The following is a 17,673-nucleotide window of genomic DNA, read 5'->3' on the forward strand; positions in this document are numbered from 1 at the left end:
CTTGATTCAAAATCGACTCAAAAAACTGACCGAAAAAAACCACCGCGGGGACACAAGATAGCTGCAATACCTCAAAGGCTGCTCGATACTAAGCTAAGCGCCGCTTTGCTCAAAGCAAACAGTGCGTTTTTGCATTCGTATTCAGCAGTCTATGAGACCGCTCAAATCTGACGTGATTGCAGTCAAACGGCCGACGATTATCGACTGACGCCCTGAAGATAATCAAACTAAATCCAGCTCGACCTAAATGAGGTCTAGCTGGATTAGGGTTCTAGTGACATTGGATAGTATGGTCGTTTGCAGTCGCTTTAATGACGACATCACTAAAACTAATATCGACTTTAGCGTCAGTACTAAGATAAAACGGCATGGCAATTTTACCAAAGTCCATCGGTTCTCCAGCAAAACAAGCCAGCGAAATACTTACGTTTTGCCATTCAGCTAATTTAGTATTCACCAGCTTGGCAATATCCACTTGTTGGCGACAATCACCTTGACATGCGAGACCTAGCCACAGAGGTTTTGACACTGATTGTTCAACTTTGATACTAAGAGACAATGCTGAATCACTATTACTGTAAGCTCTTAAGTCACGTGGAAAACTACTTATTAAGCCGACGGTACCTTGCTCGGTGCCATTAAACGACACCAAGCGGGCATCTTCTTGCACGGCGCGATCCATGGTGCGGATATTAAGCGCACTGTTGCTCGCCACGCTGCTGGTTAAGGCTTGCTGTTCATTATCAGTGGCAATGTACATTGACCAAGGAGATTTCACTGCACGTTCAAATAGGGCTAAGTCTTCGAGTGTTTGACTGGCGGCTAAATTATCTTCTGATAACGCATCTAAGCTTATCGCATCGGTTGCAACAGACTGATAGGTTAATCCATATCCGTAAGGGATCAGTGGTTGATAGTCAGCTTGTGCTTGCGCACGTTTATCTTGCACTAATGGCACATTGACCTGAGTTTGTTGTGGTGTAGCTGGCCATGAGAATGACAATTTACCCACAAAATCATATGCAACCGTTCCATCTGCCTTAGTAAATAATACATCTGCAATGCCCTGGCCTTCGGTGCCAGGAAGCCAAGCTGCAACAAACGCATCTGACTGGTTAAATTCAGCATTAACCCACATTGGACGGCCGCTGATAAATACTGATACAACTGGGATACCTTGCGCTTTAAGTTTTCTCAATAATGCTAAATCACGCTTATCGCCACGCTGATATTCAAGGTTATCAATATCACCATTGCCCTCGGCATAAGGTTCTTCGCCAAACACAACAATAGCAACATCAGGTTGTTGTTCAGGGTTAAAGTCACCGTTTACGCTTAAGGTTGTCTTGCCGCCACCTTGGGTGACGACCTGCTCGATACCTGAGTAAATGGAGGTTGCACCAGGAAAGTCGCTATTTTTATTGTCAGTACCTTGCCAAGTAATTGACCAACCACCTGATTGTTTACCAATATTATCTGCTGCATCGCCGGCAACAAGCACCTTCATATTAGGCTTAAGCGGCAATATCGATTGATTATTTTTAAGCAACACTAATGACTCACGCACCGCTTCGCGAGCAACCTCGCGATGACTCGCTTGACCAATTAACTCAGTTTTACCTGATAACGGACGATTGGCTGGGCTAGGTTTATCAAACAAGCCGGCACGAAATTTCACTCGTAAAATACGGCTAACCGCATCGTCTATACGCGCTTGGCTGATCTCACCATTTTTAACTTGGGCGATAGTATTTTCATACAATGGTTTCCATGCATCAGTCGGTACCATAAAAATATCTAATCCAGCATTGACTGACTTAGCACAAGACTCATTAGTACAACCAGCGACTTGTCCGTGACCATTCCAATCGCCGACTACAAAGCCATCAAAGCCTAATCTATCTTTAAGTACATCGGTTAATAGGTATTGATTGCCATGATTTTTTTCCCCCTGCCAACTATTAAATGACGCCATAACACTTTGTGCCCCAGCATTAAGTCCGCCGACATAGCCTTGGGCATGAATGTCATATAAATCTTGTTCGCTAGCAAGGTTTTCGCCCTGATCGATTCCGTTTTCAGTTCCACCATCACCGATAAAGTGTTTTACCGTTGAAATAACATGTTGGTCTGATAAAAAGTCACCGCTGACAGAACCTTGCAAGCCTTCAACAATGGCATAAGCATACTCTTTTACTATGCGTGGATCTTCAGAATACCCTTCATAGGTTCTGCCCCAACGGTCATCTCGCACCACGGCAACGGTAGGAGCAAATACCCAATCAATCCCAGTCACCATGACTTCTTGAGCCGTAATGGCGGCTATTTTTTCAATCAATTTTGGGTTGTTGGCAGCGCCTAAACCAATGTTATGCGGAAATAAGGTTGCGCCAATAACATTGTTATGACCGTGTACCGCATCTGTGCCCCACATGGTAGGAATATTAATCCCATCGATACTGTCATCGACAGATGCTTGATAAAATGATTCCGCTAAGGCAACCCAATCTGCAGGCGTGGCATGCTTGTCGTTGTTAGGATAAGCACCACCGCCATTGAGATAAGAACCAAAACCGTATTTACGCATATCTTCAACCGTAATATCGCGAATTTCTGGCTGGATCATTTGGGCAATTTTTTGCTCTAGCGTCATCTTGGCAACTAAGGCATCTATCTTGGCCTCTAATGCTTCATCTTTAGCGATAGCTGGGGGTAATGCAGGCCATATTGTTGATGCCGTTTGCTCCGAAGTTACAGCGGCTTCTGTCGTTTGTTGCTGAGCACTTTGATTATCACCACACCCGCTAACGCCAAGAAAAAGCCCCAAAGTGATTACAGTGGTTTTCATCGGCATTTTTAATCTCGTTGTACGCTGTATTTGAGTCAGTTTCATTGTATTTCCCTTACGCATTTTCTGTTGATACAGGACGTTTTGCATTGCAGCCAATTAAACCGTAGTACCCGATAAAACAGTAACATAGCAAGGGGACAATAAAGGCTAATTGAATCCCCATGATGTCAGCCAGCATGCCCTGAAATAAGGGCAAAATCGCACCGCCAACAATGGCTAAACACAAAATGCCTGAGCCTTGGCTAGTGTGTTGTTTTAAATCTTGTAGTGCCAAACTGAAAATCGTTGGGAACATAATTGAGTTACACAGACCGACCAACAACAAGGCCCACATGGCTACCGTGCCAACACTCATCATGGCTGCAGCCACTAAAATACACGCGCACAGTGCGTTAAACGCTAACACCTTACCTGCATTAATTTTCTGCATCACAGCGGCGCCAATAAAACGGCCGACCATAGCGCCACCAAAGTAATAAGCAATATAATGGGCTGCCTGCGATTCAGACACACCACCAATATGATCTTGAGTTAAAAAGCTAATCAGAAAACTGCCAATACCAACTTCAGCACCGACGTATACAAAAATCCCTACCGCGCCCATCACCAAATGCGGATACTGCCAAGCACTTCCCGTTGCAGAGGTGGTCGATGCCGCATCTTTTTTGCCCAATAGCGGTAGTTTTAGCATCACAAAAATCAATGCCAATGCAAACAATGACAAGGCTAAAATTAAGTAAGGGGTTTGAACGGCACTGGCTTGTTGCTCTACTGATAATCGGCCAATAACTTCACCTACCTCAGTGATGCTCTCATCATGCTCAACCGTTGATAAAATTAACCAACTGCCAAAAAATGGCGCAACTGTTGTACCTAATGAATTAAATGCTTGGGTTAAGGTTAAACGAGACGATGCCGTTTCTGCAGGGCCTAAAACACTGACATAAGGGTTGGCAGATACTTGTAAAATAGTAATGCCTGATGCCAATACAAAAAAGGCAAACAAAAACATATTATAAGAAGCATAACTTGCTGACGGATAAAATAATAAACATCCAATACAGGCAATAACCAGTCCGGTAATAATGCCTTTTTGATAACCAATTTTACCGACTAGCGCACCGGCAGGGATCGACACAACAAAATACGCACCAAAAAAGCAAAATTGCACCAGCATCGCTTGAGTGTAATTAAGGTCGAACATGTTTTTTAGATAAGGGATTAAAATATCATTTAAACAGGTTAAAAAACCCCACATAAAAAATAATGATGTTAACGCCACTAACGCAAAGCGAAAGTTTCCTTGCTGATGAGTTGAATTAACCGGAGTCGATTCGAGTTGAAGCTGCGAAGTCGTCATGACATTCCCTTATTGTTGTTAATAGTTATCTTGGGTTGCAGTACATAACGCCACTGAACTGGATGCTCTTTGTCATTACCTAAGAGTTAACTCCCCGTAAACGCTAGGCATTTTCCATATCGCTATTCCCACACTTGTGCAAGCAGATGAGGATTCAATATTTAACCAAATCAATTATTGACCTTTGGATAATTAATCACTAATCTCAATGTAAGCGCTTTCATTTTTAACATATCGATAACTGATGTCAACGGTTTTTAAACGCGAGAGCATAATATTTACGGTTAGGACAATGCGACACTAGGCCTTTTATCAGTGTGTTTTAAGCTAATAAGTTAGTAATAAAAAAAGACAAAATTAATCAATACTAAGTGAATTAAAATATGAAAATTATGTTACCAGCCGATTCAAAAATGCATTCAAAAGCGTTCACCTTTGGTGTGGCGACAGCTTCATTTCAAATTGAAGGTGCTGTGGCAACTCGCCTGCCCTGTATTTGGGACACATTTTGTGCGACGCCTGACAAAATTCGTGATGGGTCTGATGGCTCGCAAGCATGCGAACACGTTAAGTTATGGCGTGAAGATGTCGATCTAATAGAATCGCTAGGTGTCGACGCCTACCGTTTATCGATCTCATGGCCTCGCGTTATGCACAAAGATGGCAGCCTGAATCCACAAGGTGTGCAGTTTTATACCGACTTACTCGATGAACTAAACCGTCGTGGCATTAAAACCTTTGTGACCTTGTACCATTGGGATTTACCACAACATATTGAAGATAATGGTGGTTGGTTAAATCGCGAAACAGCCTATTTATTTGCTGACTATGCCGACAAAATAACCCAAGCATTCGGTGACAGAGTTTACTCATATGCCACATTCAACGAACCTTTTTGCAGTTCATACTTAGGTTATGAAATTGGCATTCATGCTCCTGGATTAGCTAAAAAAGCTTATGGCCGTCAATCTGCACACCACTTATTATTGGCTCATGGTTTAGCCATGAAAGTGCTGCAAAAAAACAGCCCTAACAGCCAAAATGGTATCGTGCTTAACTTTACGCCTTGCTATAGCGCCACTGATTCTGCCGCAGATATTGACGCAGCAAGTAAAGCCGACCAATATTTCAATCAGTGGTACATCAAACCCTTGTTTGACCGCTGCTACCCAGAGATTATCAATGACTTTGCCGCAGAAGATGTGCCGGTTATTGAAGCTGGCGACTTTGATATTATTGCTCAACCTATCGACTTTCTAGGCATCAACTTTTATACCCGTGCAGTCTATAAAGCCGACCCAGTTAATGGCTTTAGCCAAGTAGACATGGTCGGCAAACCTAAAACAGACATGGGATGGGAAATTTACCCACAAGCCTTTAGTGATTTATTAACCTCTTTAGATGCACTTTATCCTTTACCACCGATCTACATTACCGAAAACGGTGCGGCAATGGATGATAAATTGTTAAACGGTAAAGTGGATGACCAAGACAGACTCGAATACTATAACGCTCACTTAAATGCGGTAAATAATGCCATTGAACAAGGTGTTAATGTTGTGGGTTATTTTGCTTGGAGTTTGATGGATAACTTTGAGTGGGCAGAAGGTTATTTAAAACGCTTCGGTATTGTCTATGTTGATTATGCAACCCAAGAACGTACCTTAAAAGCCAGTGCATACGCGTATAGAGACTTTATTAACGCAAGAACATAATATGTTAACCAGAATAAAGCCGTTATATAAACGGCTTTATTCTATTCAAATAGTTGCATCATTTTAAGCAATAACAACAATAATTGAGGCATGTATGATTAGCACTAGAGAAAAAATAGCTTACGGACTTGGGGACACCGCCAGTAATATTGTGTTTCAAACCGTGATGCTATTTCTAACTTTTTTCTATACCGACATTTTCGGTATTTCGCCTGCATTTGTGGGCACAATGTTTTTAGCTGTTCGCTTAATTGATGCGATAACCGACCCACTAATGGGCGCGCTAGCAGACAGAACCAACACTCGTTGGGGTAAGTTTAGACCTTATCTATTATGGTTTGCCCTTCCCTTTGGCTTTATCAGCGTATTAGCCTTTACTACGCCGGATTTGTCTGAAGACGGTAAAATGATTTATGCCTTCGTCACCTATACCGCATTGATGATGGTGTATACCGCGATTAATATTCCTTATTGTGCATTAGGCGGGGTATTAACGGCGGATCCTAAAGAACGCGTGTCAGTGCAATCGTACCGTTTTGTGTTTGCGATGCTGGGCGGATTATTGGTGTCAGGCCTAACCTTACCTTTGGTGGAGTTTTTAGGTAAAGGCGATCAGGCTAAAGGCTATCAACTGACGATTGCCGCGATGAGCATTTTGGGTGTTGCGATGTTTTTAGCCTGCTTTTGGGGCACCAAAGAGCGTCTACATCCACCTATAGACCAACAAACAAGCTTTAAAAAAGACTTCACCGACATGTTAAAAAATGATCAGTGGCGAGTATTGGCCATTGCAGCAGTGTGTCTATTATCAGGCATGGTATTGCGTACCAGCTTAGCGATTTACTATGTAAAATATTTCTTAAACATGCCTGATTCTATTACCCTTTTCATCACTCTTGGCATGGTTGGTAATATATTCGGTTGTATTTTAGCTCAACCTTTAGCAAAACGTTTTTGTAAAGTAAAAGCCTATATTACCTTGCAACTGCTGGCAGCGGCCATGTGTGTCGTAAGCTACTTTGTGCCAAGCGATCAAGTGATACTGGCCTTTGGGATGTATGTCATATGGGGTTTTACTTTCAATATGGCTACACCACTGCTTTGGGCAAAAATGGCTGATGTGGTCGACTATGGTCAACATAAAAACGGTGTACGCATTACCGGAATGATTTACTCATCGGTCATATTCTTTATCAAACTTGGGGTTGCTATTGGTGGTGCGGCAGCTGGTTGGTTACTGGCAGGTTATGGTTATCAGCCAGATATCATCCAAACTGAACAGACTCAACAAGGAATATTACTTTCATTCACTGTATACCCTGCTATCGGTTCATTGGTAGTGGCCTTTGTTATGCGTTGGTACACCTTGGACAATGAAAAAGTGGACCAAATACACTTAGAATTAAATAGAGAAGTAAAATAAAAGCATGATAGTCTTGGAGCCATGTGCTCCAAGACGGCTTTTAAAAACTAATTATATGGCAACAATTTACGATGTATCCGTAATGGCTGGTGTGTCTCTAGCGACCGTGTCTAGAGTGATGAATAACAACACCAAAGTCAGCGATAAAACCAAACAAAAGGTTCTCGATGCGATGGCCTCTTTAGGCTATCGCCCTAATACTATTGCCCAATCATTAGCCTCAAATTGCTCCAACAGTGTTGGGGTTTTAGTGTCTCAGCTTGACGGTCCTTTTTATGGTCCCATGATGACAGAAATCGAAACCGCCCTTCGAACAGCTAACAAGCACGTGATTATTGCTGCTGGTCATAGCGACGAGAAGCAAGAAAAAGAAGGGGTTGAGTTTTTGATGAGTCGCGGTTGTGATGCTCTTATTTTGGACATTGAGGCGGTATCAGACGATTACTTGATTGAATTGAGTAAAGGCCCAACACCAGTGGTATTTATTAACCGCTATATCGACGCCATCAAGGAACGTTGTGTTTATCTTGAAAATGAGCAAGGCGGTTTCATGGCTACCGAGCACATATTATCACTTGGTCATAAAGACATCGCTTACATTTCAGGGCCATTGTTTAAGCTCGACGTACGAGATCGTCTAAAAGGACATAAACGAGCATTGCAACAATACAATATCGATTTTGATGACACCCTTTGCATTGAAAGTGACTTTAAAGAAGCTGGCGGTTGTGAAGCGATGGAGCATTTACTGTCGATGAATAAAACCATCACAGCAGTCGTGTGTGCGAATGATCAAATGGCCTCAGGGGCAATTGCGGTGTGTTTAGAACACGGACTCCGCGTACCCGATGATATTTCATTTATTGGTTACGATAATATTCCATTTCCACAGTACATCTCACCGAAATTATCGACCGTTAACAACCCTATTCACGAAATGGGTAAAATGGCAGCCCTCTGGGTATTACAACAAGTGTATAACGATAAAGCCGTCTTAGTTGAAAGCTCGTTTACACCAGAGCTATTTGTGCGTGAATCAGCAAGAGCAATCAATCAGTAAGAGTCAACCGAACCATTTAGCGGTTAACCTATCCAGCTGCAATGTCGATAAACGACATCCAAAAAAGCCAGATGATTAGTCCCTCTTCCCATAAGTGGCTGCCCCAAGTCAGTAATCGATCACGAGTGAGTCAACGATTCCTTATGCAGAGATGATAGTATCTCGTAGCGATTAAAAAGTACTGATACTGACCATCTCTCTGTGACGTGCCATCAAGCATCTGCTCGCAAACAAATAATGCAATATGCGCTATAGACTAACAACTTAACCACACATAAACGCACCTTATGAGTAATGAGAGAACAAGCATGGCCATAAAATACCGCAATAGTGAGATTTCAATCGACCTATGCAAGCTATCAGCCGCGCAATGATTAATCAGTTAACCTTTGGATAATATGTTGTCTCAAGTCCTGTGGTCATTCACATGCATCTTAATGACTCATACTTTTGTTATCGATAACACTGAAATAAGCCCTAACACCATAAGCAACAACCACATCAATTCACTGTCGCAACATGCACAAAATATTAACGCGCTAGAAAGTTAGTCTAGAATAACCTTACTTGTTCTCAGTAACGGATAAAACCCAACCTAAGTGGTAACAATTCAACCAACAAAAGAAAGCGCTTACATTTTTATTTGAAATGTTCATAAAAAATAAAAAGCTTACTAAACAACAACTAATAAAACAAATCTTGAATAGCTTCTTATTATGGTTAATGAAATGTAATATTTAAAACTTGTTTTTGTTGACGGCGGTCACAATTTACACTAGCTTTATGTAAGCGCTTACATTAGCTGTTTTATAACATAACCATTATAAATAATGACTACAGCGTTGATGGAGAATTAAAAAAACGATTTGCGCCTAACCCGCAATATTGAGAGAAGCAAAATCTAGTCAATGGGGATTTCCTAGATGAAAACAACAAAATTTACAAAAACCAAGCTAGCGACCAGTTTATCGCTAGTGCTTGGTGTAAGCAGTATGTTACCTGCCTACGCAGCTGATGAAGCTGGTGATGAGAATATTGAAGTACTCCAAGTTACAGGTATTCGTGGCAGTTTAATTAAATCAATGGACGTTAAACGTTCATCAAGTGGTGTCGTGGACTCTATTTCTGCTGAAGACATTGGTAAGTTTCCTGATACCAACCTAGCAGAATCATTACAACGTATTACTGGTGTATCAATTGACCGTTCTAACGGTGAAGGCAGCAAAGTGTCCGTGCGTGGTTTTGGCCCAGACTACAACTTGATCACCCTCAATGGTCGTCAAATGCCAGTAACGACTGGCTCGCGCTCATTTGATTTTGCCAATATCGCATCTGAAAGTATTAGCGGTGTTGAAGTATATAAAACCAGCTCAGCGTCAAACTCCACTGGTGGTATCGGTTCTACTATCAATATTTTGACTCACAAACCATTTAGCTCTCCTGGATTGAAAGCCACATTTGGGGTAAAAGCTGTTGATGATAAATCAACAGATAAAGGCTCAATGACACCAGAATTGTCCGGTTTATATTCAAATACTTTTGCTGACGACAAATTTGGTATTTCGCTATCGGCCAGTTATCAAGAACGCGAAAGCGGTAACCAACAAGCGCAAGTTGGTACAGGCTGGCGTAGTTTTGCTGGTACAGATGACAACAATAGTCAATGGGGCGGTGTCGCTAAAGACGACACTCAAGTAAACCGTCCTGGTGATGATGATATTTACTCAGTGCCGCAGACAACCGTTTATCGTTTTGAAGAGCAACAACGTACTCGTACCAATGGCCAGTTAGTTTTACAGTACAGCCCAGTAGATAGCATAGTCACCAGCCTAGACTATACCTACATGCGTAACGATATCGACACTCAATCTCATGATGTATCAGCTTGGTTTAACTTTGTACCATCTGAAAACGTGTGGAGTGACGGCCCAGTCGCATCACCGCTCATTTATTCTGAAACTTACGGCTCACCTGTAGACTTATCGATGGCAGCTGGCGATTTTGGTGTTCGTAACGAGAGTGGCTCATTAGGCTTTAACATTGAATGGCAAGCGACAGATAATTTAAAACTGACTTTCGATGCACATAACTCAACGGCCGAATTTAAACCCAATAACATTTATGGTTCTAGCAACAATTTAAGTACCGCTGCATTTATACGTACCAGCGCGGCTACTGACTTTAGCGGTGATTTACCAGTGCTTGCGGTTGGTGGTGGTAATGCTGTGACTCCTGCAGACATGTTACTTACTGGTTCCAACTTCTCTAATGCACGCAACAAATCTGAAATTGATCAATATCAGTTTGATGGCGAGTACTTGTTTGAAGACGCAGGTAGTATCGACTTTGGTGTTGAGCTTACTAATGTCAACAATCACTCTCAGCAAGTTGACGTACAACGTAACGATTGGGGTGGTGTAGGTTCTGCTGGTGATTTCGACGAATCATGGTTCCCAGCCGATACGATTACTGACAAATTTGATGCCAATGGTGGTGACTTCTCACTCGCTGATGGCAACTTTGACATTTTAAATACCATCTTCATGTGGGACTTTGCTGCTGTTCGTGACTTCTCAGCAGCTAATTACACCTCTTCTGTTAGTGGTGATTGTGGTAATGGTTTCTGTCCTTCTACTAATTATGCGGCTCAAACAGACCGTTATACTGAAGAAGAGTCACAAGCAGTTTACGTCCAGTACAACTACGACAACGAAATTGCCGGCATGCCATATGATGTTCACTTTGGTTTGCGTTATGAAAAAACTGACGTGACATCAACAGCTGCTGTAGCGGGCTATGATGGCGCAGTTTGGATTGCAGAAACTGAAATAGCACTTGCTGCCACCGGTGAACAAGTATTTGAAACTAAAACGGGTGATTACGACTACTTACTTCCTAGTTTCAACTTCAACATTGAAGTGGTTGAAGATGTGATCTTACGTGCAGCTTATAGCGAAACCATTGGGCGCCCTAACTACACAGATATCCAAGGTGGTACGGTATTAGCAACTCTCGCAAACCGAACTAATGGTGGTGGATCTGCAGGTAACCCGACACTATTGCCATTAGAATCGGAAAATATCGACTTCTCGGCAGAGTGGTACTACGCACCGTCAAGTTATGTGTCTGTAGGTTATTTCCGCAAGGATACTGCAAACTTCATTAGCAATGGTATTGTTAAAACGACTAACGGTATTTATAACCCAGCATCTGGTGATTTATATAAAGCTGCTGTGGCAGCAACGGGTACAACCGAAGCTGGGGCTGTTCGTGATTATATTTTCGCAAACTATGCTGACAATGCTGCGGTAGATGTTGCTAATCAAACTATCGCCGGTAGTGCTGCAAATAATGATGATCTATTGACCTTCAATATCGATACCCCGTCAAACAGCCCACGTAAGTCGGTGATCGATGGTTGGGAATTTGCTGCGCAACATTTCTTCGGTGAAACGGGTTTTGGTGTCATAGCCAACTATACCTTGGTTAATAGTGATGAAGCCTACAACAACTACTCATTAGCAGACCAATCAGCACTTATCGGCATTAGTGATACCGCTAACGCAGTCTTAGTTTATGAAAACTATGGTTTCCAAGCTCGTGTTGCTTATAACTGGCGTGATGAGTTCTTAAACTCACGTGGTCAAGATACTGGGGCAAACCCTAAGTATACTGAAGCCTACTCACAAATCGATTTGTCTGTTAGTTATGATATCGAATCAGTTGAAGGCTTAACCGTGTTTTTCGAAGGACTTAACATTACAGAAGAGTATGTCCGTGTTCACGGCCGTGCTGAAGAGCAAGTGTTAAACCTGACTGAAACCGGCGCACGTTATAGCTTAGGTGCTCGTTATACCTTCTAAGTGAATAACGTTAGCAATATTGAGCTAAGCACCACTTAGCTCAATGATTTAACCTTATACTATGGTGCCTAACACGCTCAGTGTTAGGTGTTATCCATATAAGTTTCCCTTTTAGGTCGTTGAGGTGCACGTAATTTGTCACCTCTTTTTATTGCAACATATTGAGTAACAAGGACGTTACTATTTTTATGCTGCTTATAAGAACTAAAAACATTGCTAAGAGAAGATGAATAACCAATACGTATTAAGTGGTTACATTTTTCTAAATTCTACTTATGATGAGACTTCAACATAATAAAATCTGCAATAAAAATATTGATAACAACTTAATAATAACAATAGTGCCAAAGGCGTAGGTAGAGATAATGCATAAACCAATCACCCAAATAGTCATTGTTGGTGGCGGTACAGCCGGTTGGATAACCGCTGGATTACTGGCTGCAGAGCATAATGTCGACAAAGGTGTCCTGGCCCACTCTCCTAAGCTCAACATTACCCTTATTGAATCACCAGATGTTGCCACCATTGGCGTAGGAGAAGGCACTTGGCCTTCGATGCGTTCAACTTTAAGCAAAATCGGCATTGATGAAAACCAGTTTATTCGCTGCTGTGACGCAAGCTTTAAGCAAGGTTCAAGATTTATTGATTGGCGCAATGACCCAAGCAAAGATGCCGACAGCAAAGCGCCGACTCAGTCAAACAGCTATTTACACCCTTTTAGCCTACCTCACGGTCACCAAGAACTCGACTTATGCCCATTTTGGTTACCCCATGCAGATCAAGTCAGCTTTGCTGAGGCGGTCAGTAGTCAAGCAGTGTTGACTCAACTTGGATTAGCGCCCAAAACCATTGCATCGGCGCAATATCATTTTCAAAATAATTACGGCTACCACCTTAATGCTGGCAAATTTAGCCAGATGTTAAGCGAACATTGCACCCAAAAGCTTGGCGTTAGTCATATTCGTGATCATGTCAGTCATATTATTAATCATGATAATGGTGATATAGCCAAAGTGATCACTGCAGCACATGGTGAAATCCACGGGCAATTATTTATCGACTGTACTGGCACTAAATCACTGTTATTAGGTGAGCATTTACAAGTACCATTTTTATCTCAAAAGTCAGTGTTATTTAATGATAGCGCCCTTGCTGTACAGGTACCCTATGAGCAAGCAGACAGCCCTATCGCATCTTGTACTCATTCAACGGCTCAGCAAAATGGCTGGATTTGGGACATAGGCTTGCCGACACGCAAGGGCGTGGGGTATGTGTATTCATCAAGCCATACTAATGACGCTGACGCCGAGCAAAGCCTATTAACTTATTTAGGGCTTGATAGCGCCACGGCCGACAAACTAACGCCACGAAAATTATCGTTCAATCCAGGCTATAGAGCCAAATGCTGGCAAAATAACTGTATTGCCATTGGCATGGCTGCAGGATTTATCGAACCGCTAGAAGCCTCAGCATTAGCGTTAATTGAATGGACAGCAGCTACCCTAGCCCAACAACTCCCCTCTAATCGCCAAGTGATGGATACGATTGCGGCAAGGGTTAATCAGCGCTATCAACTGCACTGGCAACAAATTATCGACTTTTTAAAGCTGCACTATGTAATAAGTCAACGTGAAGTTGACCGCTATTGGCGCGATCATCGCGATAAGCAATCAATACCCGATAGTCTGCAAGCGCAACTTGAATTATGGCGCTATCAAGTGCCAAACCAACACGATATTAGCTATAAAGAAGCCTTATTTCCGGCTGCCAGTTTTCAATATGTGCTCTATGGCATGGGTTTTAATACTCAATTACCCAGCCATGTAAAACCATCAATGCAACAACAGGCACAGCAACTGTTTAATGATAATCAGCAGCGCACTCAAGTATTAAGTAAAAGCTTACTGAGCAATCGCGATTTGCTAGCCAAAGTCGTGCAATATGGATTTGCTAAGCTGTAATCTAGATTAACTCAGATGGGTTGCTAGGATGGCAGACAGCTAATATCAAACGACTAACTAAGATCACCTACAATAATCATAACTACATAACGTATTTGAACGAACAAGATAGGACATCAAAATGAGCCAACATGTATTACTAAATAGCATCGATCATAAAGACCTTAAGGTTATCACTACCCGTTCTAGTGCGTTAGGCGATAATCTTTGGTTCGGCTTAACCTTTCCGCAAGAATTTCGTAGCATTCAAGCTCATTACCCTATTTTCTTTCATAAAGACGCTACCACTGGCCAGTTTTATGCGGTGGCATTATTTGGTTTTAAGCAAAATGAGAATCTGTTTTTATCTGACGCTGGTTGGAATGCATCTTATATTCCTCTAAGTGTGCGTCGCCAGCCATTTTTGATAGGACAACAAACCGTTCAAGAAGATGGCATTGAGCGTCAGCAACGGGTTATTCACATCGATTTAGACCACCCAAGAGTAAGCCATAACGACGGTGAAGCGCTGTTTTTTCCTTATGGTGGTAACACGCCTTTATTAGATGAAGTCGGTGAAATGCTTGAAGCGATTCATCATGGGCTCAGTGACAGTAATCGTTTTATCGATGTATTAATTGAGCATGAGTTACTGGAATCGTTTACCTTAGACCTCGAACTAGACAATGGCCAAAAACATCAAATGATTGGTTTTTATACCATTAATGAAAACACCCTAGCCGCGTTATCTGCAGAAGTGCTAGGCACTTTGCATCAGCAAGGTTATTTACAAGCCATTTATATGGCTCTGGCATCGCAAAGCAAAGTTCGCGAGCTACTTAACCTTAAAAATGCTCAAGGTTAATCGATAATGGTGAGCCACAATACAAATCCAAACCTATCAGAGTCGATACAAGCTCACTCGACACAAGCTGTCGACAGCGTAAGCGGTTGGACCTTAGAGCAAGTGCTCGCTCATATTGAGCATGCAGATAAGCCCATGGTATTTAAAGGCCTATGCCATCACTGGCCTTTAGTCCAAGCGGGTCTTGAGTCAGCAGACAAGGCAATGGATTATCTGTGTCAATTTTATCAAGGCTCGGCGGTGACCGCATATTATCTTCCCCACGAGCAACATGGACGGGTATTTTACAATCAAGAGGTTAATGGTTTTAATTACCAAGCAGGTCGCCTGGATTTCAACCAATTATTAAGCCGCTTAAAACAAGAAAATGCCAGCCAAACACCTGCTGGGATCTACATGGGCTCAACAGACATACACCAATGTCTGCCGGGGCTGGGTGAACAAAACAGTTTAGATTTATCGCCAACGCAACCATTGACGAGTATTTGGCTTGGTAACCAAACCAAGGTAGCAGCGCATTTTGACTTTCCGCTCAACCTCGCGTGTAACGCTGTGGGGAAACGCACTTTCACCTTATTTCCGCCTGAGCAAATCAGCAATTTATATGTCGGCCCAATGGAATTCGCTCCAGGTGGACAAGACATCAGCATGGTAGATTTTGCAGAACCGGACTTCGAGCGTTTTCCTAAGTTTAAGCAGGCACTTGCGGCATCATTGACCGCACAACTGAATCCGGGTGATGTGTTGTTTATTCCCAGCATGTGGTGGCATCACGTGCGCGGAGTTGACGACTTTAACGTACTCATTACCCATTGGTGGCGTGACACACCAGGCTATTTAGGCAGACCCAACAATGCCCTGCTTCACAGCATGCTAAGCCTTCGATCATTACCTAAAGCACAACGCCAAGCGTGGAAAGCACTTTTTGAACATTACATTTTTAACCACGACGATATTGATGACAGCCATATACCAGATCAAGCTAAAGGCATGTTAACCAAGCCATTAGATGAACTCAACGCCCGTAAGTTACGCGCAGATTTAATCAACAAATTAAAACGATAATGCTGCGAACAGCAAGATATCAAACAGGACGCTCAAGATGAATAAAACAGTCAAAAAAGTAGTGATTGCCGGTGGTGGTACCGCTGGCTGGATGGCCGCTGCCGCCTTCAGCAAACTATTGGGCAAAAATCTTGATATTGTCTTAGTCGAATCAGATGAAATCGGCACTATTGGTGTCGGTGAAGCTACCATCCCTACCCTGCATATCTTTCATCGTTTACTGGGATTAAAAGAGCAAGATGTGATGGCAGCTACCAATGCCACCTTTAAACTCGGTATCCAATTTGAAAACTGGCATGATGTTAATAAAGACTACTTGCATTCATTTGGCTTTTTAGGCAAAGACTGCTGGGCCTGTGGTTTTCAGCACTTTTGGCTTAAAGGCCAACAAAAAAACATGGTCAGCGAAATTGGTGATTACTGCACCGAACATTTAGCCGCTCGCCAAGGCCGTTTTGCTGTGCTGCCCAATCAAGATTACAACCATGCTTACCACATGGACTCCAGTCTTTACGCCAAGTTTCTGCGAAAATTTGCTGAGCAACATGGAATGAGGCGCATTGAAGGCAAGATAGCCGATGTTTTGCAACATGAAGACACGGGCAATATTCGCGCATTACAACTTGAAAATGGTGAGTTCATCGAAGGTGATTTATTTATCGATTGTACTGGTTTTAAAGCCTTACTCATTGAGCAAACCTTAAACTCTGGTTTTGAAGACTGGAGTCATTGGTTACCGTGCGACAGTGCTATTGCCGTACAAACCGAAGCCGTGCAAAACCCCATACCTTACACACGTTCAATTGCCCGTGAATCTGGCTGGCAATGGCGCATTCCGTTGCAAACTCGTACTGGTAATGGCTTAGTATTTTGCAGCAAGTACCTCTCTGATGCCGATGCCACCGAACTGTTACTCAACAATATTGAAGGTCAACCAATCAATAAGCCTAGAGTCATTAAGTTCAAAACCGGTACGCGTCGTCAACATTGGAATAAAAACTGTATTGCCATTGGCTTATCAGCGGGATTTTTAGAGCCGTTAGAGTCAACCAGCATTCATATGATCCAACGAAGCATTGTCCGCTTACTGCAACTGTTCCCATCTCAAGGGATAATTCAAGCCGACATTGATGAATTTAATCAACAAACCAAGATTGAATTAGACAACATTCGCGACTTTATTATTTTGCATTACAAAGTCACTGACCGTGAAGACAGCCGCTTTTGGCGTTATTGCAAAAACATGCCGATCCCAACGTCATTACAACATCGTATCGACATGTTTAGCCAATCAGGCAAAGTCTACAAATACGGCAGTGAGCTGTTTGGTGAGAGCTCATGGATCCAAGTTATGATGGGCCAAGGTCTACAACCTAAAGAGTACCATCCAATTGTCGACATGATGGACGATGCTGAATTACAGAGCTTTTTAAACAGTATTAAAGCCACCGTAAAACGCAAAGTTGATACCTTGCCTGTACACCATGATTTTGTGCAGCATTATTGTAAATCAACGGCGATGCAGGGCTAA

Annotated in this window: 10 protein-coding genes; 8 read left to right on the forward strand and 2 right to left on the reverse strand. The window is 42.5% G+C overall.

All coding sequences use genetic code 11. The features are described 5' to 3' along the window. Nucleotides 1-271 precede the first annotated feature (271 nt). Both H5114_RS00160 and H5114_RS00165 read right to left on the reverse strand, forming a co-directional pair. Complete coding sequence (locus tag H5114_RS00160; protein ID WP_182721898.1) at nt 272-2,893, reverse strand: exo 1,3/1,4-beta-D-glucan glucohydrolase; 2,622 nt, start codon at nt 2,891-2,893, stop codon at nt 272-274. 10 nt (nt 2,894-2,903) lie between these two features. Continuing rightward, nucleotides 2,904-4,211, reverse strand: a complete 1,308-nt coding sequence (locus H5114_RS00165; RefSeq protein WP_182721899.1) for a sugar MFS transporter — start codon at nt 4,209-4,211, stop codon at nt 2,904-2,906. Nucleotides 4,212-4,594: 383 nt separating this feature from the next. Between H5114_RS00165 and H5114_RS00170 the strand changes: the two genes are divergently transcribed. The 8 genes from H5114_RS00170 to H5114_RS00205 all read left to right on the forward strand — a co-directional run bounded on the left by H5114_RS00170 (nt 4,595) and on the right by H5114_RS00205 (nt 17,673). After that, nucleotides 4,595-5,926, forward strand: a complete 1,332-nt coding sequence (locus tag H5114_RS00170) for a GH1 family beta-glucosidase (protein WP_182721900.1) — start codon at nt 4,595-4,597, stop codon at nt 5,924-5,926. Nucleotides 5,927-6,020: 94 nt separating this feature from the next. After that, the gene (locus H5114_RS00175; RefSeq protein ID WP_124016236.1) at nt 6,021-7,349 is read left to right on the forward strand and encodes a glycoside-pentoside-hexuronide (GPH):cation symporter; all 1,329 of its coding nucleotides are present in this window, start codon (nt 6,021-6,023) and stop codon (nt 7,347-7,349) included. Nucleotides 7,350-7,404: 55 nt separating this feature from the next. After that, nucleotides 7,405-8,409, forward strand: coding sequence for a LacI family DNA-binding transcriptional regulator (locus H5114_RS00180; RefSeq protein WP_182721901.1), 1,005 nt, complete (start codon nt 7,405-7,407; stop codon nt 8,407-8,409). Nucleotides 8,410-9,332: 923 nt separating this feature from the next. Beyond that, nucleotides 9,333-12,272, forward strand: a complete 2,940-nt coding sequence (locus tag H5114_RS00185) for a TonB-dependent receptor (protein ID WP_124016238.1) — start codon at nt 9,333-9,335, stop codon at nt 12,270-12,272. A 365-nt stretch (nt 12,273-12,637) separates the two neighbouring features. After that, a complete protein-coding gene (locus tag H5114_RS00190; RefSeq protein ID WP_182721902.1) occupies nt 12,638-14,233 on the forward strand; it encodes a tryptophan halogenase family protein in 1,596 nt (531 codons plus the stop codon). Between the two features lie 121 nt (nt 14,234-14,354). Further along, the gene (locus H5114_RS00195) at nt 14,355-15,077 is read left to right on the forward strand and encodes a SapC family protein (protein WP_124016240.1); all 723 of its coding nucleotides are present in this window, start codon (nt 14,355-14,357) and stop codon (nt 15,075-15,077) included. A 45-nt stretch (nt 15,078-15,122) separates the two neighbouring features. After that, complete coding sequence (locus tag H5114_RS00200; protein WP_310736377.1) at nt 15,123-16,142, forward strand: cupin-like domain-containing protein; 1,020 nt, start codon at nt 15,123-15,125, stop codon at nt 16,140-16,142. A 37-nt stretch (nt 16,143-16,179) separates the two neighbouring features. Then, nucleotides 16,180-17,673 carry a tryptophan halogenase family protein gene (locus H5114_RS00205; protein ID WP_182721904.1) on the forward strand — a complete coding sequence of 498 codons (1,494 nt, stop codon included), beginning with the start codon at nt 16,180-16,182 and terminating at the stop codon, nt 17,671-17,673.

This window comes from Shewanella sp. SR43-8, assembly GCF_014163775.1.
GTDB lineage: Bacteria > Pseudomonadota > Gammaproteobacteria > Enterobacterales > Shewanellaceae > Shewanella > Shewanella vesiculosa.